This is a genomic window from Lysinibacillus sp. COL-1, from assembly GCF_059814265.1.
The window spans coordinates 3093238-3117641 of sequence record NZ_JCAWSJ010000004.1 but is presented as its reverse complement, the minus strand read 5'-3'; the positions used below and the strand labels follow the sequence as shown (position 1 = coordinate 3117641).

Sequence of the window (24404 nt, the reverse complement as noted above, 5' to 3'; positions counted from 1 at the left end):
GAAATTTTTGGCTCGCTTCAATAACTAGTGTGAATCAATTTTTTAAACACATACTAGTAGCGCGGGATGTGAACATGAAAATTTTGACGGAGGTGAATGCCCGCATGGTGACAATACAAAAAACAACAAATGTACCATTATTGCCTTTACGTGGACTTTTAGTATACCCATCGATGGTGTTACATATTGATGTGGGTAGAAATCGTTCTGTAGCGGCGCTAGAGCAGGCGATGTTAGAGGACCAAATGATTTTATTGGTGACACAAAAAGAAATGCACGATGAACAGCCAGAAGAGCAAGATTTGTATGCAGTTGGTACGATGGCTTTTGTTAAACAAATGCTAAAATTACCAAATGGCACATTGCGTATACTAGTAGAAGGGGTATCGCGTGCTACCTGGAATAACTACCGTGCATTAGAGAAGTATACTGTTGTGGATGTTGACGTAAAAGAGGAGTCAATAAATAAAGATGTAGAAACGCAGGCATTGATGCGTACATTAATGACGTATTTTGAAAAATATGCAAAATCCTCCAATAAGATTACGACTGAAACCATCAACACTGTAACAGATATTGAAGAGCCTGGCCGTTTAGCAGATATCATTGCTTCTCATTTACCATTTAAGATTGCGGATAAGCAAGAAGTATTGGAAATGCTGAATGTAAAAAAACGATTAGATCACTTAATTATTCGTTTGCACGATGAACAAGAAGTGTTAGATTTAGAAAAGAAAATTAATTCCAAAGTAAAGCAATCAATGGAGCGTACGCAGAAGGAATATTATTTGCGAGAGCAAATGAAAGCTATTCAAACAGAGCTGGGAGACCGTGAAGGGAAGACTGGAGAAGTAGCGGAATTGCGTAAGCGTATTGACGAAGCGGGTATGCCAGAGTCAACAAAAGAGGCGGCACTGAAAGAATTAGATCGATATGAAAAAATACCAAGTGCCAGTGCAGAAAGCGGCGTTATTCGCAATTACATCGATTGGCTCATCTCATTACCATGGACAAATTCAACAGAAGATCGCATGAATATTGCCCATGCTGAGAATATTTTAAATCGAGATCATGATGGATTAGAAAAAGTCAAAGAACGAGTTTTGGAGTATTTAGCTGTGCGTCAGCTGAAAAATTCGCTTAGAGGACCTATTTTATGCTTGGCAGGACCACCGGGTGTGGGGAAAACATCGTTAGCTCGCTCTATTGCGGAGAGCTTAGATCGTAAGTTTATTCGTATTTCATTAGGTGGCGTGCGTGATGAATCTGAAATTCGCGGACATCGACGAACGTATGTAGGCGCAATGCCAGGACGTATCATTCAAGGAATGAAAAAAGCGGGTACCATTAATCCGGTATTTTTATTGGATGAAATTGATAAAATGTCGAATGATTTTAGAGGGGACCCAGCAGCAGCAATGCTAGAGGTTTTAGATCCTGCGCAAAACAATACATTTAGTGATCATTATATTGAGGAACCGTATGATTTATCGAATGTATTATTTATTGCAACAGCCAATGATTTAAGCAGTATTCCAGGACCATTGTTAGATCGTATGGAAGTGATTTCCATTGCAGGTTATACAGAAATTGAAAAAGCGCAAATAACGAAAAACCACTTAATACCAAAGCAACTTAAAGAACATGGCTTGAAAAAAACACAAGTGGTAATGAAGGATGAAGCAGTCCTCGACATTATACGTTATTATACACGTGAGGCAGGCGTTCGTGGTTTAGAACGGCAAATTGCTACACTTTGTCGTAAAATCGCCAAAGTAATTGTATCTGGTGAGAAAAAACGAGTAACAGTTAGCTCAAAGTCTGTACAAGAATTACTTGGTAAACATCGCTTCCGTTATGGACAGGCTGAAAAGGAAAATCAAGTGGGAGTCGCTACAGGGCTTGCTTATACAACAGTCGGTGGAGATACACTTCAAATTGAAGTATCCTTAACACCAGGTAAAGGGAAGTTACAGCTAACTGGTAAACTTGGTGAAGTCATGAAGGAATCTGCTCAGACAGCATTATCCTATGTTCGTACGAAAATGGAACAACTTAATGTGGATGCAGAATATTTTGATAATCATGATATTCATATCCATGTGCCAGAAGGGGCTGTACCAAAAGATGGACCATCCGCTGGTATTACAATGGCAACAGCTATTGTCTCAGCGATTCTACATCGTCCGATTCGCCGTGAGGTAGGTATGACTGGTGAAATTACGTTACGCGGCCGTGTATTGCCAATTGGCGGTCTAAAAGAAAAAACATTAAGTGCTCACCGTGCAGGCTTAACAACGATTATTTGTCCAAAAGATAATGAACGTGACATAGAAGATATTCCTGACAGTGTGCGTGAGCAACTAACATTTAAACTAGTGTCGTCGGCTGATGAAGTATTAGCCTATGCACTGGACGGAGGTTTTTAGAAAAATGAAAGTCCATAATGTCGAAATGGTCATTAGTGCGGTAAGGCCAGACCAATATCCAGAAGATGGACTGCCAGAATTTGCATTAGCTGGTCGTTCGAATGTAGGGAAATCTTCCTTCATTAATCGAATGATTGGACGTAAAGCTTTAGCGCGGATTTCTTCGAAGCCTGGTAAAACACAAACCCTTAACTTTTATAAAATCGAAGAACAATTATTTTTTGTGGATGTTCCGGGTTATGGATATGCAAAGGTTTCTAAGTCTGAACGCGAAGCTTGGGGAAAAATGATTGAGCGTTACTTTACAGGGCGCCAGGAATTAAAAGCGGTTGTACAAATTATAGATTTGCGTCACCCACCAACAGCAGATGATCGCATGATGTATGATTTTTTAAAGCACTACAATATTCCTTGTATTGTTATTGCAACGAAGGCAGATAAAATCCCAAAAGGTAAATGGGATAAACATAAAAAAATTGTCAAAGAGACATTGGAACTGGAGAAAAGTGATCCACTTATTGTCTTTTCTTCGGAAACGGGTCTTGGCTTTGAAGAAGTTTGGGAAACAATTGAAAATAAAATGTAATGTAAAAACATCTATTGTGTCTAGTCGTTAGGACAGTAGATGTTTTTTGTCTGTTTACCAGTAAGATAAGTAGAAAATTGGGGAAAACGCTTGATGATTAAACAATTTGTCCGATAAATGAGATAGGAGGTGGACTAGATGGATATCGCAGCTTTATCAATGGCAATGAATCAAGCGACACTTATGCAAAATGTATCTTTAGCTGTTACGAAACAGGCTATGGATATGCAGCAACAAAACACAGAACAATTAGTTGAAATGTTAGATGCTCCACATCCAACAGCCGGACATACAATAGACATTCAAGTGTAATGCAGGCAAGGTAGCTTGAAGTTGAAAGCTACCTTTACTTTTAAGAATGTTTGAAACTTCTAAAATGTAACTTTTCGAATAAGAAAAACTACCAATAATACGATATACTATTACTAATATTTAGTAAGGAGGCAGGATTTTTGAGAAAGTATTCATACATACTAATGCTGATGTTACTGATGGTTATTGGTTTTTCCTTTAGCCAACCTGCAAAAGCAGCCCAATTGGTGACGGGGACCTTTGTCGATGTAACGTATTCAGAATATACAAAGCCAGATGGTACGATAGAAAAGCAGCTTAGCAAAGTGACATTGCAAAATGATCGTGGACGAACAGTCACATTCAATATTAATAAGAACACTCGTTTATCAATTAATAATACGTCTACGACTATTGAGGGCTTTAAAATGGGCATGGCAGTGGAAGCTGAAATATCCTTAAGAAGTGTTGTAGAACTTCGTGGTACATCTAATACACCAATAGAAACGAATGGAACATCAACTGGAGGTAGCGTTAAAACGTCGGCTGGTGTCGTAACGAGTATTGATCCAAATGGATTATTTATTATGGTAAAACCAGATGTTGGTGCAGAAACAACCTACTATATAAACAAAGAAACCAATTATCAAAAAGGCTCTTCAGCAACAGATATTAGTGCGTTATATGTTGGAGATCGAGTTAAATTAAGTTTTAAAAATAAAAATACCTCTGTGGTGACGAAAGTAGCCATTAGTGAAACAGGTACTCTAGTGGAAAACTTATACAAAGGCGAAATACAAGCGGTCAATCCAAATGCTAATAAATTAACCGTGAAAAACCAACATGCCTTTGTGAATTGGCAATTTGGCTCACAAACAACAAATGACCTTTCGACAATGTCTTTTACATCCAAGGTGCCAATATATGTTGGCAATACGAAAGTAGAGAAAGGTCAACTGAAAAATTATATAGGTAGTGAAGCATACTATGCGACAGTTAAACAATTTGGGAAAGAAGTCATTGAGAAGATTGTAGTATTGAAAAATAATGAGCGAACGTATTATGAGCCAATGCTTTCTGTAGATACAGATTATAAACTGTTGAAACTAAAAACAGCGGGCTCAATGTACTTCCATAATGGTACCATTTTAATTCGGAATGGGCGTTTAATTGAACCTACTGGGCTGATGGCGTATGGTACTGCTTTTGTCATTACAGACGGTGCTGCTCGTGATCATTATGCACAGGTGGTACAAGTGACAAGTGATAGCTTTATATCACCTAACTTAGCTGGTCATGAATTATATTATGGACGCTTAGCTCAAGCAGATGGTTATTTAATTGAGATTGACGATGCGATGAAAATTGAATCGAATGTTTTCAAGAAAACCGAACGTACAGTACTGTCAGTAAGTAATTCCACAAAAGCTTTAGTGGATGATGGCAATAAAACGTATAGTGTTATGCCGGATATTGAACTTTACTTATCTGAAGGTGATTATGGTTACTTCTATGTGAAGGAAGGGCATGTACAAGCACTTCATATTTTAAATAATGCTAAACCTGTTGCTCCATTAATGCTGACAGGGAAGCTACAATCAGTAAAATCTACGTACCCTGCTGTGCTAAATGTCAAGAGTGTGAGCCAATGGCAAAATGGTCGTTGGTATGAAGCGGGTGAAATGGTTAATGTGAATATTGACCAAGCGACGTTGATTAAAGCGGGAAAAGTCATTCAAGCTTCTGACTTACAACCATCCGATCGTTTAGTTGTCTTATCCGATCGATTTGTGAAAGCTCATTTTATTTTAGTAGATTAGCATAAAAGACAAAGAAAGAATCTGTGAGTCTAATGCGAATAGTATTTGCAAAAAGGCGATGTATACATGATCTGAAAAGAGGAAGGTACTTCGCATAGGCTTGAATACATTCGATAGACGAGCAGATTTTTTGTTAGTCATGAGACCAAGCTTCATTATGCACTTCATGCACAGTGAAAGAGAGGAAAAGCAAATGCAAAAATATTTATCCAAAATAACGTTGGTAGTTCTTGTTATTTTTGTAATTGGAACTACTATCCCGTTCAATGCATCGGCTGCTTCATTAGAAACAACAGGTGCTGTAAAAAACGAGTATACATATGAGGAAGCCGTGTTCCTGTCAGGGACACCAGTTATTTTTAAGGGAACAAGTAAAGATCTTAAAATTGCACAAAAGGAATCCAAAGGTAAGTTAACAGAAACGTATAGCATGAAGCTAACGGCAAGCAATGGGGCTACATTGACAAGAAATATTGCCTACGAATCTGATGTAGTAGATTATGCGGTACTCGGCCAAAAAACATCCAATGGTGAGGTTAAAAAGTATACGGAGAAAATTACGATTGGATCTATTACTTATACATTAGTCGATTATCAATTTTCTCAAGGAACGGTTACGGATAATCGTGCAGCCTCTGATTATTACTCAGGAAATGTAATCTCGCGAAAAACGTATGCATTTGAAACAGGAAAAGGAAAAAACGCAGTTCAAAACACAGTAACGATTGAAACAGATAGTCGACATGCTGGCTATGAAAATTTTTGGGGAGCAACAGAAACACAAATTACAGAGTCAGTTTATTCCTATAGTAATGGCAAGACAAGCCATGTGAAAAATCGTTTGTCTACAAGTAAATCACGTGTTTTAAATTATGAAGAAAACCTTGGTAGTTTAGGAAGTTTTGAGGGTGGCTATGCAGTTTTAAGTGAAAAGGATGTTATTTCAGAATACACTTATGATTTATCTTCTGGACAAAAAGGTACGCTTGATTTAGATACAGAATACATGCCAACGATCGAGCGCCTTATTATTCCTAAATTCCGTGATTTAACTAATCACTACGCAAAAGAAGCCATTGAAAAGCTATATTCTCTAGGAATTTATTCAGATTCAAGTAATTTCTTCTCTCCAAACACACCGATGAAACGCATAGACTTTACAACAGCAATTGGTAAAGCAGTAGATTTACGTGTGTTTGAAGAAAAGAAATCGAAAAAGACTGCAACTACAAGCGTGTTTAGAGATTTAAAGCGTTCAGTTAAAGATTATGGTTATATAGAGTCAGCCTTAAACAAAGGGATAATTAAGGGTGTATCTGCTGATTACTTTAAGCCAGATAGTGCCATAACAAGAGCACAGGCTGCTACTATTTTTGTTCGTGCCTTAGGCCTTGAAAATAGAGCACCAAATCCTGGCTATATAACGAAATTTAAAGATGAAAACCAGATTCCAAACTATGCAAGAGATGGCATCTATATTGCAAATGAAATTGGTCTTATGATTGGCGACTCGGCCGGTCGTTTTAATCCAAATAAACCATTAACTCGTGCAGAGGCATCAGTTGTTCTAGAGCGTTTCTTGAAATATTTAGAAGATGACTTAAAGCAAAACTATCGTGATGACATATTGTTCTTTAACTAAGGAAAGGACTGAACAAAAATGACCTATGTAAAAAAAGCACTGCTCACTACGCTTTGCTTCATGCTAATACTGATGACAGCAACGCCTGTCGTCACGCAAGCAGCTCCAACAATTAAAGATGTTCCTACAAATAGCAATAATTATAAGGCTATTTCTTGGGCAGTTGACAATGACCTAATGTCTTTGAACAATGCCAATAACTTTTTACCAAATGAACAAGTAACGGAACGAGAGCTTATCTTGATGTTTGCTAAGCTGGATCGTAACTATGCATTATCATATATTGATAGTGTTGCTTATAATTTCTATAGTGATTTTTATTTACCGTTTAATGGTACAAATGTGAATGCTAATCGAACAAAAGCCGTTACACGTGGCCAATTTGCTCGAATTTATGCTGCCTTTAAAGGCTTAGATTTAGATGAACCACAGGCTGTACAATATTTATATTCAAATGAACTATCTACAAGTAGTTCAGGCAAAAAAACATTTGCTAGTTTTAATCCTTCTACTAAACTAACACGTGGTGATGTTGCAACCTTTTTATATAGAGCTGTTCAAAATGGCAATTTTGCTGTACAAGGATTAAAACGTAGTGCAGCAGGTCGTGATAATGACAGTATCACTTTACCGCCTGGTTTCATGGGCTCCAACAGTTCTGATTTTGAAGTACCAAAGGATAATTCCAATGATTTTACTGGTCCTAGCAATGTTAATAATGCATTGCAAAGCATTGTGGTGGAAAAGCCAGATTTAATTGCGAACGATGTAGATTCTACACTTGTGACCGTATCGCTAAAGGCTTGTAATGGTGACCCGATTGCGGATGATAAATCGTATACGTTCAAAGTTACGTCATCTTACGGCACAATCGTTGATACATCTGGAGAAGCAGTTAAAACTGTCCAATCTGACGGCTCGACTGTATCAGCTATCGTTATCGCACCATCATTAACTAAATCAGTACGTGATACTATCTCTTTTGAGCTAGTGAATAATACAGATCCAGCTATGAAATGTCTTGTTGGGGAGAAGCTAAATGCAGAAGTTCGTTACGCACCACAGCCAGAATTACGTATTGATTATCAAGTATATGATCCTGCAAATTCAGATGATGATAATGGCAATGTGACACCTCCATATATCCCTTATGAAAAATTGCCAGAGTTCTTCACACAAAACTTAATTGATGTGTATGATCCAATTCCTTTTGCTTATGATGGGGATAAAAAGCTATTTAGTATTGGGCAGCAAACAAATGTAACAGATGCTTTGGGGAATGTACAAAATGTCTATTTGCGTTATGGTGGATCTGACCCTAGATATCCAGCATTAGGGTATGAACATGCAATATTACAATTTGAAAACTATGATATTTCCGTTTTCTTATTTGAAGAACTAATAAAAGGTCGTCTTCTCGACTCTGTGACTACACCTGCTAAAACTGAAATCATGTATATGATTTCGGAAGACGGTCGTCCAATTTATCGCGTTCAAGGGATTGATGATGATATTGCATCACAGGTTGAAAATATTAATCCGGTCGGCGCCATTATTCAACTTATGAAAGAAATGCCAGATGAAAAAAATCTAACATTAGAGCACTATGATAGTGTGATGAAAATTTATGCTATCTTCACTAACTTAAGTAACTATGACCGTACGGTGTTATTAAAATATCAAGGCGGGAAATTACTTGGGCAAGTAGAGGCCTACAAAAAACGTGTAGATGCATTGAAAGAAAGTGCCGATGCAGCCTCAAGACCATCTGGGAAAGATCGATATACAAAAGTTATGGTGACTTTAGTTCGCCCTGGTGGAGAGCCTGTGACGGATTATCAAGGAACCGTTAAAATTAAGTATGATGGCGTGGAAAAAACAGCTTCATTCATTACGAATACTTCAGATCCATTAAATAATACAGGTAGCCCAGGTACGGCCGTAGCCTACTTTGACTCAGTTATTTATGGAAAATCAAAAGTGGAGGCAACACTCGTTAATCCAATAGATCCTCGCTATGCAACAATTTTAAGGGGTTTAAAAGATAAAACAGTAACGAAAGATATTTTTACTAATCCATACTTTAGTAAAAATTCATGTTCGTTAGCAACAGAGATTGCCTATGTAGTCGACTATTCTTCTTCTATGAAGGCAGTTGATCCAACGAATTATCGTGGCAAAAAAATGATTGAGCTAATCAATCAATTGAAAGCAAAAAATAATATCGTCATCGAAACGAATACAAAAGCAACGGTTCTTGGTGAAGGGACGACAGATGCTGTGCTGAAGAAAGATCTTTACAAAGCATCCAAAGAGAAGGGTGCGACAGATATTTTTGCTGGTATTGATATCGCACTAACAAAATTCTCAAATGATACAAAAACAGCCAAAGCGATTGTCGTAGTATCTGACGGTAAAACAAGTAAAACCAAAATGACGAAGGTTATTAATGAGGCGAAAAAGCAAGGCGTTAAAGTGTACACTGTAAGTATGGGCAAAAAATCACAAGTAAATGATGCCACATTAATGCAATTGTCTACAGAAACTGGCGGAGCATATTTCCATGCGATTGATAATCTAAAATTGCATCAAGTGTTCCAGAAGTTAATTGATACTATTTTATGTAAAACACCTGCTTCAAGCTGTATCAACCCGGAAGATTTATTTGAAGAAACAAGCGTTTCGCTACGAAAAGGCTATCTTACAATGAGCGCTCGAGTTGATGGTAATTGTCAAAACGTTGATAAGATGAATGTACGCTACAATTCGATTAGTGGAGATGTCCAATTTGAATTACAAAAGCGTAGTGATCATGTTTATATGTTAACGAAAACTGTACAAACGATGCAGGACTTTAAAGTCAATAATGAAATCCAGTTTGTGGCATATGATAAAGATGGCAATATAATCGCGTTACAAACAGTTACAATTACAAATTAATAAGCAAACTGCCCCCAAACAATGGGGGCAGTTTTTTAATTTGAAACAAGACGTATAATTTGTTACACTTAGTTTATAATAATTCTAATGTAGATGACGAATTGCAGTTCTTCATGACATGTTCACAAATTAGTGATGAACTATTGTCGAACTGTGCTATAATGAGATTTGTGAATTAGAACGTGTGAGGTGTTATTCATGCATACCATCGTAGTAGGCTTGAATTATAAATCAGCGCCTGTTGAAATACGTGAGAAGTTATCATTCATTGAGAGTGAACTACCACAAGCAATGGAAGCGCTGCAAAAGCAAAAAAGTATTTTAGAAAACGTTATTGTTTCGACTTGTAACCGTACAGAAATATATGCTGTTGTGGATCAATTGCATACTGGACGTCATTTTGTGAAACAATTTTTAGCCAAATGGTTTGATTTGCCTGTGGAGACATTTTCTTCGTATTTAACGATTCGTGAAGAAGATGAGGCAATCGAACATTTATTTAAAGTGACAGCTGGAATTGATTCAATGGTTCTTGGTGAAACGCAAATTTTAGGGCAAGTAAAAAAAAGCTTTTTAAGTGGACAAGAGATTGGTACAACAGGTACGGTTTATAATCAGCTATTTAAGCAAGCGGTAACATTTGCAAAACGTGCACATAATGAAACAGCGATTGGTGAGAATGCAGTATCTGTTTCCTATGCAGCCGTTGAATTAGCTAAGAAAATTTTTGGCTCTTTACAACGTAAGCATGTAGCTATTTTAGGTGCAGGAAAAATGGGGGAACTTGCTATTGAGAATCTTTACGGTAGTGGTGTAGGAAAAGTTACTGTCATCAACCGTACATTTGAAAAAGCAGAAACTTTAGCAGCTAAATTCCACGGAGAAGCCAAGTCAATGAAGGAATTGCAATGTTCTCTCTTAGAGGCGGATATTTTAATCACTTCAACAGGTGCAACAGATTTTGTTATTGATTATGAGCTGATGCAATTTGTGGAACGTTTACGTAAAGGAAAACCTTTGTTTATGGTTGATATTGCTGTTCCTCGTGACATTGATCCACGAGTAGGCGACTTACCAAATGTTTTCTTATATGATATTGATGATTTACAAGGTATTGTTGAAGCGAATTTAGCAGAGCGTGAACGTGCTGCTGCTGATATTACAGATATGATTGGCAAAGAAGTTGACCAATTTAAAGACTGGGTAGCAACGCTTGGTGTAGTACCAGTCATCTCAGCGTTACGTAAAAAAGCTAATCGTATTCAAGAAGAGACGATGATTAGTATCGAAAATAAAATGCCAGATTTAACGGATCGTGAACGTAAAATTTTAAGCAAACATACAAAATCTATTATCAATCAATTGTTAAAAGAGCCAATTTTACAAGCTAAAGAATTGGCAAATGAACCAAAAGCAAATGAACAGTTACGTTTATTCCAACAAATTTTTGGTATAGAAGAGGCTGTTGAAGTTGAAGTTCAGGAGATGACAAAGCAAGATCTTGAGCGTAAAGAACGCTCAAAGGCATCTCAAACTTCTGCTGAGCCAAAGTACTCTTTCTAAAATATCCAATGTGTACGCGTAGCCAAAATGGTTGTACGTAAGTACTTCGCGCAATTGGATTCTCTACTGATATTACAAGAGGCGTTTTCGTATCTGTATGGTAAACTAAGGATACGAAAACGTTTTTTTTGTTTTCTGAGAGATACTAGCTTGACCATTTTACTACAAAGAAGGGATGTCTATTGGCTGATTTGACCATGACGAGACTATATGAAGTGATGATCGTCTTGTATGCGATCAGTCTAGTTTTTTACTTTACTGATTATTTTTATAAGCAAGTACGAGCAAGACGCATTGCTTTTTGGCTTGTTTCATTTGTATGGGTGATTCAAAGTGCCATTATTATTTTAACATTTGTGGAAACAAAGCGTTTTCCGATTCTATCCTTGTCCGAGGGAATTTTATTTTATTCCTGGTTACTTGTGACGTTATCGATTATCCTTCACTGTATTGCGAAGGTGGACTTACCGGTGTTTATTATTAATATACTAGGATTTTTATTCGCTAGTATCTTTACATTTATGCCTAAACGCCCTACAGGAGCCGTCGGAGAGACATTAATTTCGGAAATGCTTTTTATTCATATATCATTTGCGATACTGTCATATGCAGCGTTCACTTTAACATTCGTGTTTGCCATTTTGTATCTCGTTCTATATCGTTTACTGAAAAAGAAAAAGTGGACACATTTATGGACAAGATTACCATCCCTACAGCAAACGAGTAGCTGGATGAATATTTCATTTTTTATTGGGATTCCGATGTTATTTATAAGTTTAATATTAGGGTTTGAATGGGCACTATTAACATTAGAGAGTCTTTCGATTTTCGATTCGAAAATCATAGGGTCCTTCATTATTTTAATTTTGTATTGCTTTATCCTATATGTGAATCGCAAAAGCAAGCTGACAGGAACAACTTATGCATGGGTACATATTTATGCCTATCTATTAGTTGTTGTGAACTTCTTCCTAGGAAGTAGTTTATCGCGATTCCATTTATGGTATTAGAAGAAAGGTTGGAGACTGTTGAGAAAAATTATTGTAGGTTCTAGGAGAAGTAAGCTAGCGCTAACTCAAACAAATTGGTTCATTAATGAATTAAAAGCGGCTGGTGCCCCATTCGAATTTGAAGTAAAAGAGATCGTAACAAAAGGGGATCAAATTTTAGATGTGCAGCTTTCAAAAGTAGGGGGAAAAGGATTGTTTGTGAAAGAAATTGAGCAAGCCCTCTACGATAAAGAAATTGATTTTGCTGTCCATTCTATGAAAGATATGCCTGCTGTGTTGCCAGAAGGGTTAGTGATTGGTTGCATTCCTCCACGTGAAGATGCACGTGATGCCTTTATTTCGAAAGGTCATGTTAAATTTGCAGAACTTCCTGCGGGAGCGGTAGTTGGGACAAGTTCATTACGTCGCAGTGCACAGCTATTAACAGTACGCCCAGATATCGAGATTAAATGGATTCGAGGAAATGTTGATACACGTTTAGCTAAGTTGGAGACAGAGGAATATGATGCAATTATTCTAGCAGCCGCTGGTTTGAAACGTCTTGGCTGGAGTGATGATGTAGTCACAGAGTTTTTACCTGTAGAACATTGTCTGCCAGCAGTAGCGCAAGGCTCTCTTGGTATTGAATGTCGTGGAGATGATGCGGAGCTATTAGCTGAGTTAGGAAAATTAACGGATCCATTCACTTGGCAAGAGGCACATGCGGAACGTGCCTTTTTGGCAGCAATGGATGGTGGCTGTCAGGTACCAATCGCTGGGTATGCCACTTCAAATGGGGGCGAAATGACATTAACTGGCCTTGTCGCAGCTCCAGATGCTTCTGTTTTGTATAAGGAAACAGTAGTAGGAACAGACGCACAAAAAATTGGGGAAGAGCTGGCTGCTATTTTAACAGAACAGGGCGCTTTCGAACTAATTCAACGTGTAAAGGCAGAGCAAGATGCCAAGTAATTTACCCCTAAAAGGTAAAACGATCCTTTTAACGGGGACATCTAAGACAACAACCATTGTCGACAATATAACAGCTTTAGGTGGCCATGCCATCATTGCCCCATTAATTGAAACATGCGAACGATTAGACAATCATGATGCTGAACGATTGAATTGTGCGAATCAATTTGATTGGCTTATTTTTACGAGTCAAAATGCTGTCGATGCTTTTGCTCGTAAAATGCTGCGGCATCATTTGAATGCCGATCACTTCCAAGGGAAAATTGCTTCCATTGGAACAAAAACAACGACAGCATTAGAAAAGCTAGGATTTCAAGTGAGCTTTATGCCTTCTGTATTTAGTGCTGATATTTTCGTCCAAGAATTTCCGAGTGTAGCAGGTAATCTTCCGAGATGTTTGTTTATTCGTGGAGAGAAGGCGAAAAGTACGCTGAAGGATGGACTGCCCTTTGAAGTAAAAGAGTGGACTGTTTATGAAACGAGGGAACGACATGATCAAACCTCAGTTATTCTCAAATGCATCGATCAACATCAAGATGTCACGGTCATTTTTGCTAGTCCATCAGCTGTTGATGTGTATGCAAGGGATGTAGCATCACATGTTGGCTGGCGAGCAACTCGTATTGCAGCCATTGGTCATATTACGGAAGCGGCTCTTGAACAATACGGTGCTACTGTGGAGATTATGCCAAGTGTATATACCATGCAAGCAGTTATCGAAGAAATTATGAAAGTAGGGGACAAATCATGACAAAACTACAATTTCAAAGACATCGTCGTTTGCGTGCTAATGCAACGATGAGATCAATGGTAAAAGAAACATACTTACATAAAGAGGACCTGATCTATCCTATTTTTGTAATTGAAGGCGAAAATATTAAAAATGAAGTACATTCAATGCCTGGCGTTTTTCAATTTTCATTGGATAAACTAGAAGCTGAAATTGATGAGGTTGTAGCATTAGGAATTCCTGCGGTTATTTTATTTGGTTTACCAGCTGAAAAAGATGCTGTTGGAACAGGTGCGTTCCATGATCATGGCATTGTTCAAGAAGCGACACGACTTATTAAAGCACGTCATCCTGAGCTATTAGTCATTGCCGATACATGCTTATGTGAATTTACAGACCATGGACATTGTGGCTTAATTGAAGGCGATCAGATTTTAAATGACCCTTCATTAGATGTGTTAGCCCGTACAGCTGTGTCACAAGCAAAAGCTGGTGCAGATATTATTGCTCCATCTAATATGATGGATGGCTTTGTTACAGCAATCCGTGCTGGTCTAGATGAAGCAGGATTTGAGCATATTCCAATCATGTCGTATGCAGTCAAATATGCATCTAGCTACTATGGTCCGTTCCGTGACGCTGCAGATGGTGCACCGCAATTTGGTGATCGTAAGTCCTACCAAATGGATCCATCGAACCGTTTAGAGGCTTTCCGTGAGGCAGAGTCAGATATCGAAGAAGGCGCAGATTTCTTAATTGTAAAACCTGCCCTTAGCTATTTAGATATTATTCGAGATATGAAAAATAACTATCCACTACCGCTTGTTGCGTATAATGTTTCAGGTGAATATGCAATGATTAAAGCGGCTGCTATGAATGGTTGGATTGAAGAGAAAAAAGTTGTGCTTGAAACATTACTAGGTATGAAACGTGCAGGCTCTGATTTAATCATTACGTATCATGCAAAAGATGCTGCACGTTGGTTGGAGGAGAAATAAATGACACGTTCTTACGAAAAATCAAAGCAAGCTTATGCTGAAGCTGTTCAATTAATGCCAGGTGGCGTTAGTAGCCCAGTACGTGCATTCAAATCAGTAAATATGGATCCGATTTTCATGGAATCTGGCCACGGTGCTATTATTAAAGATATTGATGGCAACGAATATATTGATTATGTATTATCTTGGGGGCCACTGATTTTAGGCCATACTCATCCAGAGGTAGTGAAAGCAATTGCTGACACAGCAGCAAAAGGCTCTTCCTTTGGTGCGCCAAGCTATACAGAAAATCGTTTAGCTCAATTAGTTTTAGATCGTCTGCCAGGTATGGAAATGATTCGCTTTGTTTCTTCAGGAACAGAGGCTACTATGTCTGCTTTACGTGTAGCTCGTGGTGTTACTGGACGTGATAAGATTTTAAAATTTGAAGGCTCTTATCATGGTCATGGTGATTCCTTATTGATTAAGGCTGGCTCTGGTGTAGCCACATTAGGCTTACCTGACAGCCCTGGTGTACCGGCAGATATTGCTCGAAATACGTTAACAGTTGCCTACAACGATTTAGAAGGGGCAAAAACGGTGTTCGAGAAATTTGGTGCAGAGCTAGCAGCAGTCATTGTGGAGCCAGTTGCAGGGAATATGGGGGTTGTACCACCACAGCCAGGTTTCTTAGAAGGTCTACGTGCCCTTACAACGGAGCACGGTGCAATATTAATCTTTGATGAGGTTATGACAGGTTTCCGTGTAGATTATGGCTGTGCACAAGGCTATTTTGATGTCACGCCTGATATAACTACTTTAGGAAAAGTAATCGGTGGTGGTCTGCCAGTAGGAGCGTTTGCTGGGAAAAAAGAGATTATGGAGCAAGTAGCACCAGCTGGCCCTATTTATCAAGCAGGTACACTATCTGGGAATCCATTAGCGATGACAGCCGGCTACGAAACGTTATCACGCTTAGACCATAGTACGTATGATTACTTTAAAAAATTAGGTGATCTGCTGGAAGCAGGTTTCCGTGAAGCCGCAACAAAATACAATATTCCGCACACAGTTAATCGTGCTGGTTCTATGATTGGTTTCTTCTTTACGAATGAAGATGTTATTGATTTTGCTTCTGCTAAATCATCTGATTTACAATTATTCGCTGAATACTTCCGCCTGATGGCAGAGGAAGGGATTTTCCTACCACCTTCTCAGTTTGAGGGATTATTTATTTCCACAGCGCATACGGAAGAACATATGGCTAAAACAGTGGATGCCTTCCATAAAGTATTTGCACAATTAGCAAGATAACAAAGTTTAGGGCATGCTAGAAACAAATCTAGCGTGCCTTTTTTAGCTTAATTCAGCTTAAAGTGAAGCGACAGAGACAGAAAACCGCAAGCGCTTACGATTAATAGTTTTCTATGATGGAAGTCATTCTAGTACTTGAGCAATGAATGAGCAAAAGAGAAAGTATAGCATATATTAACTAGCAAATAAGAACTTCTATACTGGATGAAGGACCTGTTTTTGTTAAAATTATATCTTTCAGCATGGCCAAATTGTGGGCGATATCGTTTATAATATAGCTATTCATAATAGAAAGTAGTGAATTAATATGGCAACTGGCACACACATGGTCGAAGTACCCGTAGGAATTGATAATGTATGGGAATTCGTCAGTGATATGGAAAAATGGGCAAAGCTTGTCCCAGGTTATAATACACACGAAATGATTGATGACAAACATTCAACATGGACTTTTAAAGGCAATGTTGGCGTTTTGAAAAAAACGGTACAAGTAGAAATTACAATTTTAGAATGGGTAGCACCATCAAAAGTTACATTCGAATTAAAGGGTCTTTCTGATAATTTCACTGGAAATGGCTATTTCCTTGCAGAAAGCATTGATGCTAAAAACACAAAAATGACAGGTTTTTTAGAAGTCGTTGCTGGCGGCTTAGCTGGCCCTGTGTTAAATCCGATTTTTAAACCGATTGTACCAAAGGCAACACAAATGCTAACAGATCGTGTAGCTAATAAAATTAAATTAGTCAATGTTTAAATGATAAGAACATCCATGAAAATGGCATGCTAGAAGTAATATTCTAGCATGCCATTTTTCTAGTAGTATCTATTTATAATTGTGTTCAACTTGAAACACCCTAGCATACTATCCTTTAAATCGTCATATGATGCAAAGGGAGGGATTATTATCGAACAAAAAACTTGGAATATGCGAGAAACATTTTGTTTTCCTGGATATGGTTGCCCAACAGAATTAGCTGCTGTACAAATTAAACCACAGTGGCAAGCCATGCAGTTAGAGGATTCACTTCGATTAATGGGCATCTACCATATTACTGCACATGTTCGTTTTGATTTTCAAGATATGCAAGCATTTACAGGTGATGATAATTTAATTACAATTGATGCCCTTGATGTCCAAGGAGATACTGGTTATTTTGAGTATGCTGTCCCTTTACATGTGGATTTACCAAAAGAATCGGATGTCAAAGATTTAATGGTCAAAGATATTCGCCCTAGTCTGTCGAATCAGATGTGTCAGCTTGAGTGGACAGTTACAAGTATTTTTAACGAATATGAACCCGTTGTTGAAAATGATACTTTAGACAATCCACACCTAATGGCTCATGCTTTCGATCAAGAAGAAAAAATGGCTGTGATCGAGGAAAGTGTTCAAGTGAAACAACCTACCGCAGTAGCAGCAGCTTCACGCCAAGAGACCTCTACAACAGTTGACCAAAAGATAGTAATGAGAGAATCCTCAAGCCATATTGTTGTACGTGAATCCAGCACTTGGCATGAAGTGCCTTCCATGATTTGGGACCTAACAGAAGAGTATACACCGCTTAAAGTCCGTGTTTCAAATGATGTCTTTCAAAAGTAAATAGCAGAGAAGTAGTAGGAGCAATAAGAAGACTAAATCGCCTGATGTTGGCACAATAATGACACGGATAAACTGAAAAGCACAAATTGGCACAATAATGGTTCTACAATAAAAACGAACTTGTCGTAGCCAAGGAGGTAAAAGCCAAGGGTTATACTTGCGTCGACGCATTGAATTGTCACTTCCTTTTCTATTTACTTTACTCTTACTAAAAGATGACTAAATCACTTGAAAAATGACACGATTCTGCGGTACAATAAGGAAAATCAAATACAGATGCTATGATAGGGAAGAGTAAATTATGTCTACATTTTCAGAGAGGAAACGGTAGCTGAGAAGTTTCTATTTGTACTTAATTGAAGGTAGCCCTTGAGCAGCTTTAGTGAACTAACAGTAGTTAAAGCCGGTTAAACACCGTTACCGAATTAAGAGCCAGTAGGGAAGGCTGAGAAAATGTGTCATTTAGCATTGATCTTAACCGCTGCTGGAATTAAAGGTGGTACCGCGAATTAAAACTCCTTCGTCCTTTTAGACGAGAGGAGTTTTTTATTGGGTAAAAAAATGAACAGCATTTCTTTACCAATAGTCTTCAAACAATAGGAGGAGTCAAGATGACAGAAAACATTTCAATGCCAACTAAATATGACCCACAGTCCATTGAAGCCGGTCGCTATGAATGGTGGTTACAAGGGAAATTTTTCGAGGCACAGCCTGAAAGTGGGAAAAAGCCTTATTCCATCGTTATTCCACCACCGAACGTAACAGGTAAATTACATCTTGGGCATGCTTGGGATACAACATTACAAGATATCCTTACTCGTATGAAACGCATGCAAGGCTATGATGCCCTTTGGTTACCAGGTATGGACCATGCAGGGATCGCAACACAAGCAAAAGTAGAAGCAAAACTGCGTGAGGATAATATTACACGTTATGATTTAGGCCGTGAAAAATTCCTTGAAAAAACATGGGAATGGAAAGAAGAATATGCTGGACATATTCGTGATCAATGGGCAAAGCTTGGCCTTGGTTTAGACTACACACGTGAACGTTTCACACTAGATAAAGGTCTTTCAGATGCAGTTAAAACAGTTTTTGTTGAGTTATATGAAAAAGGTTTAATTTACCGTGGCGAACGTATTATCAACTGGGATCCAGCAGCGAAAACAGCATTATCTGATATTGAGGTAATTTATCAGGATGTGCAAGGTGCATTCTATCATATGAAATATCCTTTAGCGGATGGCTCAGGATATGTAGAAGTTGCTACAACACGTCCTGAAACAATGCTCGGTGACTCTGGGGTAGCTGTTCACCCGAACGATGAGCGCTATCAGCATTTAATTGGTAAAACAGTTATTTTACCGATTGTAGGTCGTGAAATTCCGATTGTAGCTGATGACTATGTTGATAAGGAATTTGGTACTGGAGTTGTAAAAATGACACCAGCCCATGATCCGAACGACTTTGAAGTTGGAAATCGTCACAACCTAGAGCGCATTCTTGTGATGAATGAAGACGGTACAATGAATGATCTTGCTGGCAAATATAAAGGGATGGATCGTTTTGAATGCCGTAAGCAAATTGTTGCTGATTTACAAGAAGCAGGCGTGCTGATTCGTATTGAAGAGCATATGCATTCAGTAGGTCACTCTGAACGTTCTGGTGCTGTTGTTGAGCCATACCTTTCAGCACAATGGTTCGTTAAAATGCAACCACTTGCTGACACTTCCCTCGAGCTTCAAAAAGATGAAGAAGGGAAAGTAAACTTTGTCCCAGCTCGTTTTGAAAACACATATTCTCGTTGGATGGAGAATATCCGTGATTGGTGTATTTCTCGTCAATTATGGTGGGGCCATCAAATCCCAGCTTGGTATCATAATGAAACAGGCGAAGTTTACGTAGGAAAAGAAGCCCCAACTGATTCCGAAAATTGGACGCAAGATGAAGATGTACTCGATACTTGGTTCTCTTCTGCGCTCTGGCCGTTTTCTACAATGGGCTGGCCAGATGAGGCAAATGAAGAATATAAACGTTATTACCCAACCAGCACATTAGTAACGGGATATGATATTATTTTCTTCTGGGTATCTCGCATGATTTTCCAAGGTCTTGAATTTACAGGTCAACGCCCATTCAAAGATGTGTTAATTCACGGTTTAGTACGTGATGGCGAAGGTCGTAAAATGAGTAAGTCACTTGGTAATGGTGTAGATCCAATGGATGTTATTGAGCAATACGGTGCAGACTCTTTACGCTATTTCCTAGCGACTGGTTCATCACCTGGTCAAGATTTACGCTATACAACTGAAAAAGTAGAGGCAGTATGGAATTTTGCCAATAAGATTTGGAATGCATCACGTTTCGCACTTATGAATATGGACGGTATGACCTATGATGAAATCGACTTAACAGGTGAAAAATCCGTTGCTGACAAATGGATCTTAACACGCTTAAATGAAACGATTGAACGTGTAACTTCTCTTGCAGAACGTTATGAATTTGGAGAAGTTGGTCGTGAATTATACAATTTCATTTGGGATGATTTCTGTTCTTGGTATATTGAAATGGCGAAATTACCACTTTATGGTGAGGATGAAGTAGCTAAAAAGACTACTCGTTCTATTTTAGCTTACGTACTGGATCAAACAATGCGTTTATTACATCCATTTATGCCATTCATTACAGAAGAAATTTGGCAGCACTTACCACATGAAGGTGAATCGATTACAGTGGCTGCATGGCCAACAGTACGTGCGGATCTTCATTTTGCTGATGAAGCAGATAATATGAAGCTCCTAATGGATATTATACGTTCAGTACGTAATATTCGTGCGGAAGTGAATACACCGATGAGCAAAAAAGTACCGCTATTTATTTCAGCGAAAGATGCAGCAACAGTAGCTGTTCTTGAAGCGAATCAAGGCTATTTAGAAAAATTCTGTAATCCTGATACCCTCACAATTGGTGAAGGTTTAGAGGCACCAGGTCAATCAATGACGGCTGTTGTCACAGGAGCGCAAGTGTTCCTACCACTTGTTGGTCTTATTAACTTAGAGGAAGAAATTGCTCGCCTTGAAAAAGAGTTAGAGAAATGGGCAAAAGAAGTAAAGCTTGTTACTGGTAAGTTATCAAATGAGAAGTTCGTATCGAAAGCACCTAAAGCGTTAGTCAATGCAGAGCGTGAAAAATTAGCAGATTATGAAAGCAAGCATGCTGTTGTGTTAAAACGTTTAGAAGAATTAAAAAATATGTAATGAGGAAGCAATGGATGGCTGTAAAGTCATCCGTTGCTTCTTTTTATAATGGAGCAAAAGGTATGTGTGTAATTAGGTTAAAATATAGTGTTATTCGAATAATAAGTCTAATAGATTAGTGTTATCATTCGTTCAGTAGGATAAAAAACCTGAATGTTTTGGTGAATTGGGATGGCTAGCCCCCTTTTTGTAGAGCCTATTGTATGAAAAGTGGAGGTGTTGAGGTTGACAGGACACATTGCCACAATTATTACGAAAGTCAATAAAGCATGTGATGAATTAGATTTTGTAAGTGCAAGGGTACTGATAGAAACGAATCTTTTGAAATTATTAGAAGCAAAGTATTATCGTTTATTAAATGCCAGTGGACGTGTGCTCTATTAGCAAATAAACCTCAACAGAATTGTATCCAGTTATCACGTACAGATTGATTAACGATTCAAAAAATAAATGAGTATTGCTCGAATTTCGATATTTAAATGTTAAAAAACCCCTTTGAATGAGTACAACGTCCAAATATTCTCCCGCTATTGACAATATGGGGGTTCTATTAGATGCTCACCAAGTACATTAATTGAAAAAATAAAACTAACACGCAGTCGCTAGCAGCGTGTTTTTTCGAGTGTTTTGCTATTTAACGATGTTATTAAACATTACTTGTACTAAAATAAAGGTATTGCAGTAAGAGGGAGTGTTTCTTTTGTTTAACACAATGAACGAATGTACAAAATTTATCTTTACATTAAAAGCAGTTGATCATAAACGTGCACCACTTGTCCTCATGCGAGAAGTACTTGCCCATTTAGGTCATCCGCACAATCAACTACGTGTAATTCATGTGGCAGGTTCAAATGGCAAAGGCTCTACGGTGAATGCCTTAAGAGAAATGCTACAACATGCGGGTTACAAAGTAGGAGCATTTACGTCCCCGCATTTGGAGAGAGTCAATGAACGGATGACTATTAACGGCAAGCAAATCTCGGATGAGCAATTTTTAGCCTATTTCAATCAACTAGCCAAAATTATAGAAGAACAATACAATGGAGATTTTCCCAGCTTTTTTGAGGTAGTCACACTGATTATGTTTCAATATTTTGCCCATCAAGGAGTAGATATAGCGATTATTGAAACAGGGCTTGGAGGACGTTTAGATGCGACCAATGTCGTAACGCCGCTTTTAGCGATTATTACAACGATTTCGCTAGAGCATACTGCATTTTTAGGTGATACATTCGCAAAGGTTGCCAGTGAAAAAGCAGGCATCATCAAAAGAGGCGTACCAGTTGTAGTAGGAGTTAGGAATGAGGAGGCATTAGCTGTTATTAAAGCCACGGCAGAGGAACGACACGCACCATGCTTCGTTTTAGGACAAGATTTTACGGTGACAAATAGTGAGCAAGGCACAGATTATCAGCAATTTACATATAAAAAAGAACAGGTCGTGATGATGGATGTACCTTTAAAAATGGCTGGTCCCCATCAAATTAATAATGCAAGTCTTGCTATTACGACTCTACTTTTATTACGTGAAGACGGATACCTTTCCTTTGCTGATGATACAATTCGTCAAGGACTACAACGCGCACAGTGGGCTGGCCGTTTCGAGCAATGGCCGAATCATATCGTGCTAGATGGCGCTCATAATTCAGAAGGTACAGCTGCCCTAATCCAAACACTCAAGGATGTCTATCCTAACAACCAATATCGATTCATTTATGCAGCATTGGCTGATAAGGATCATGCCAACAGTATAGAGCTAATGGATGCTGTAGCGATTTCAATTGCTTTTACGCAAATAAACCTGCCCAATGCAATGCCTGCCGAGAGCTTAGCGATGTTATCGACACATGCACATAAAACTCATCACGAAGAATGGCTAGAAATTGTTCAAACTGTACTACATGAACGCCATGAAGAGGATATTGTGGTCATTACAGGTTCTTTATACTTTATAGCGGAAGTTCGACAATGGCTACAGGAGGAAGGACAATGATTCCAAAACTTGATCATTATAAAGAAAAATGGCATGTCAAAAGCGATGATGTGATTAAACCTGGTCTTGAGGCGATTGAAGAGGCCTTGTCCTTAGTAGGAAACCCCGAGCAAACATTGCGTGTTGTCCACTTAGCAGGCACAAATGGTAAAGGATCTACGTTAACGTTTCTGGAGGCAATTGCTCAAGAACATGGCTTACGCGTAGGCAAATTTATGTCTCCATGTATAGTGGATGTCCATGATCAAATTCAAATAGCTGGTCACCCTATAACGGAAGCTGAAATGGATCGAGTTTTTCAACAAATGCAACAGGCAGAGCTTAGTGAAAAACTAACGGATTTTGAATTACTAACTGTAGCTGCATTTTTACATTTTGTGAATGAGCACGTGGATATCGCGCTTATTGAAGCAGGTATGGGTGGGTTACTGGATAGCACGAATGTGGTAACACCGATTGTCTCCATTATCCCAAGCATCGCGTTAGAACATACAAAATTTTTAGGAGATACGCTTGCCCATATTGCCCGTCACAAAGCAGGCATTATTAAACGATCTCGCCCTGTCATTATAGGTGATTTACCAGATGAAGCTAAGCGTATTGTTGATGATGAAGCCGCTCGGAAAAATGCCAATGTTCTAGCATTAGGTCAACATTTTACTGTCAAATCAACAGCTGATGGAGAATGCTATACCAATGTAGTGCAACAGTTTCAAATAGCAAAACTAACTCGGTCTATGAAGGGAACACATCAAGCGAATAATATGGCACTTGCCATTACAGCATTTTTTGAAGTGGCATCTGTATTAGATGTATCTACGAGTGAAGCAGCTATACGTCAGGCAGTGCAAAGGGCTACTATTTTAGGACGTTTTGAAGAAATAATGCCCTGTGTTATTTTAGATGGTGCTCATAATCCAGCAAGTGCGGAAAAATTAGTGGAAACGATTCAATGTGAGTTTCCAAATGAGCGCATAACATTTGTTATCGGTATATTAGCAGATAAAGACGTACAGCAGATTCTCCGCCTTTTTGAGCAGGTCAGCGATAATTTTTATTTTGTTGATTTTGACAATCCGCGAGCGATGACTGCGCAACAAATGCTAACCCTTTCCAATGCAGCATCCAAAGCTGTCCTTGTGGATTATGTACCTTTTTTACAGGCGCAGTCACTAAGTCAGCAAAGAACAATCGTATCTGGCTCATTGTATTTACTAACAGCGGTACGTAATAGATTAAAAGAATAAACCGACTAGGACTCTTGAGAGGGAGTCCTAGTTTTTTTATAGCTAGAGACCATG

19 protein-coding genes and 1 other annotated feature are annotated in these 24404 nt (G+C 38.5%); of the genes, 18 read left to right on the top strand and 1 reads right to left on the bottom strand.

Annotation, left to right across the window (positions count from 1 at the left end; translation table 11 throughout):
• Window positions 1-104 precede the first annotated feature (104 nt).
• The 14 genes from lon (at window position 105) to AC6BKE_RS23590 (ending at window position 17853) form a co-directional block, all read left to right on the top strand.
• The gene (gene lon, locus AC6BKE_RS23655) at window positions 105-2429 is read left to right on the top strand and encodes an endopeptidase La (RefSeq protein WP_036123961.1); all 2325 of its coding nucleotides are present in this window, start codon (window positions 105-107) and stop codon (window positions 2427-2429) included.
• Between the two features lie 4 nt (window positions 2430-2433).
• Entirely contained in the window at window positions 2434-3015 is a 582-nt protein-coding gene (yihA, locus tag AC6BKE_RS23650; RefSeq protein ID WP_036123963.1) for a ribosome biogenesis GTP-binding protein YihA/YsxC, read from the top strand.
• Window positions 3016-3153: 138 nt separating this feature from the next.
• Window positions 3154-3327 carry a YjfB family protein gene (locus AC6BKE_RS23645; RefSeq protein ID WP_082673761.1) on the top strand — a complete coding sequence of 58 codons (174 nt, stop codon included), beginning with the start codon at window positions 3154-3156 and terminating at the stop codon, window positions 3325-3327.
• Between the two features lie 140 nt (window positions 3328-3467).
• On the top strand, window positions 3468-5126 hold the full coding sequence (locus AC6BKE_RS23640; RefSeq protein WP_036123966.1) for a hypothetical protein: 1659 nt from the start codon (window positions 3468-3470) through the stop codon (window positions 5124-5126).
• 193 nt (window positions 5127-5319) lie between these two features.
• Complete coding sequence (locus AC6BKE_RS23635; RefSeq protein ID WP_036123969.1) at window positions 5320-6768, top strand: S-layer homology domain-containing protein; 1449 nt, start codon at window positions 5320-5322, stop codon at window positions 6766-6768.
• A gap of 18 nt (window positions 6769-6786) precedes the next feature.
• Window positions 6787-9708, top strand: a complete 2922-nt coding sequence (locus AC6BKE_RS23630) for a VWA domain-containing protein (RefSeq protein WP_340811802.1) — start codon at window positions 6787-6789, stop codon at window positions 9706-9708.
• Between the two features lie 198 nt (window positions 9709-9906).
• Entirely contained in the window at window positions 9907-11271 is a 1365-nt protein-coding gene (gene hemA, locus AC6BKE_RS23625) for a glutamyl-tRNA reductase (protein WP_036123975.1), read from the top strand.
• Window positions 11272-11453: 182 nt separating this feature from the next.
• The gene (locus AC6BKE_RS23620; RefSeq protein WP_036123979.1) at window positions 11454-12281 is read left to right on the top strand and encodes a cytochrome C assembly family protein; all 828 of its coding nucleotides are present in this window, start codon (window positions 11454-11456) and stop codon (window positions 12279-12281) included.
• An 18-nt stretch (window positions 12282-12299) separates the two neighbouring features.
• Window positions 12300-13232, top strand: a complete 933-nt coding sequence (gene hemC / locus AC6BKE_RS23615; protein ID WP_342544109.1) for a hydroxymethylbilane synthase — start codon at window positions 12300-12302, stop codon at window positions 13230-13232.
• A complete protein-coding gene (locus tag AC6BKE_RS23610; RefSeq protein WP_342544108.1) occupies window positions 13222-13983 on the top strand; it encodes a uroporphyrinogen-III synthase in 762 nt (253 codons plus the stop codon). The genes hemC and AC6BKE_RS23610 overlap by 11 nt, the downstream gene beginning before the upstream one ends.
• Window positions 13980-14960 (top strand): porphobilinogen synthase, encoded by a 981-nt coding sequence (gene hemB / locus AC6BKE_RS23605; RefSeq protein WP_036123992.1) that lies wholly within the window; start codon window positions 13980-13982, stop codon window positions 14958-14960. Before AC6BKE_RS23610 ends, hemB begins: the two co-directional genes overlap by 4 nt.
• Complete coding sequence (hemL, locus tag AC6BKE_RS23600; RefSeq protein WP_089934695.1) at window positions 14961-16253, top strand: glutamate-1-semialdehyde 2,1-aminomutase; 1293 nt, start codon at window positions 14961-14963, stop codon at window positions 16251-16253. It begins immediately after the preceding gene.
• Window positions 16254-16560: 307 nt separating this feature from the next.
• Window positions 16561-17007, top strand: a complete 447-nt coding sequence (locus AC6BKE_RS23595) for an SRPBCC family protein (protein WP_499858161.1) — start codon at window positions 16561-16563, stop codon at window positions 17005-17007.
• 81 nt (window positions 17008-17088) lie between these two features.
• On the top strand, window positions 17089-17853 hold the full coding sequence (locus AC6BKE_RS23590) for a hypothetical protein (protein ID WP_058844885.1): 765 nt from the start codon (window positions 17089-17091) through the stop codon (window positions 17851-17853).
• Here the strand turns inward: AC6BKE_RS23590 and AC6BKE_RS23585 are convergent.
• Entirely contained in the window at window positions 17830-18024 is a 195-nt protein-coding gene (locus tag AC6BKE_RS23585; RefSeq protein WP_036124009.1) for a YszA family small membrane protein, read from the bottom strand. The two genes, AC6BKE_RS23590 and AC6BKE_RS23585, sit on opposite strands and share 24 nt — an antisense overlap.
• A 101-nt stretch (window positions 18025-18125) precedes the next feature.
• Window positions 18126-18384 (top strand) — a binding site (T-box leader).
• Between the two features lie 80 nt (window positions 18385-18464).
• Between AC6BKE_RS23585 and AC6BKE_RS23580 the strand changes: the two genes are divergently transcribed.
• From AC6BKE_RS23580 to AC6BKE_RS23565, 4 genes are all read left to right on the top strand, one after another.
• Window positions 18465-21110, top strand: a complete 2646-nt coding sequence (locus AC6BKE_RS23580; RefSeq protein WP_499858160.1) for a valine--tRNA ligase — start codon at window positions 18465-18467, stop codon at window positions 21108-21110.
• Between the two features lie 225 nt (window positions 21111-21335).
• Window positions 21336-21494 (top strand): hypothetical protein, encoded by a 159-nt coding sequence (locus AC6BKE_RS23575; protein ID WP_244504887.1) that lies wholly within the window; start codon window positions 21336-21338, stop codon window positions 21492-21494.
• Window positions 21495-21822: 328 nt separating this feature from the next.
• Window positions 21823-23103: a bifunctional folylpolyglutamate synthase/dihydrofolate synthase gene (locus AC6BKE_RS23570; RefSeq protein WP_170829908.1), complete on the top strand. Its 1281-nt coding sequence runs from the start codon at window positions 21823-21825 to the stop codon at window positions 23101-23103.
• Window positions 23100-24350, top strand: coding sequence for a bifunctional folylpolyglutamate synthase/dihydrofolate synthase (locus AC6BKE_RS23565; protein ID WP_089934699.1), 1251 nt, complete (start codon window positions 23100-23102; stop codon window positions 24348-24350). The genes AC6BKE_RS23570 and AC6BKE_RS23565 overlap by 4 nt, the downstream gene beginning before the upstream one ends.
• Window positions 24351-24404: the final 54 nt, after the last annotated feature.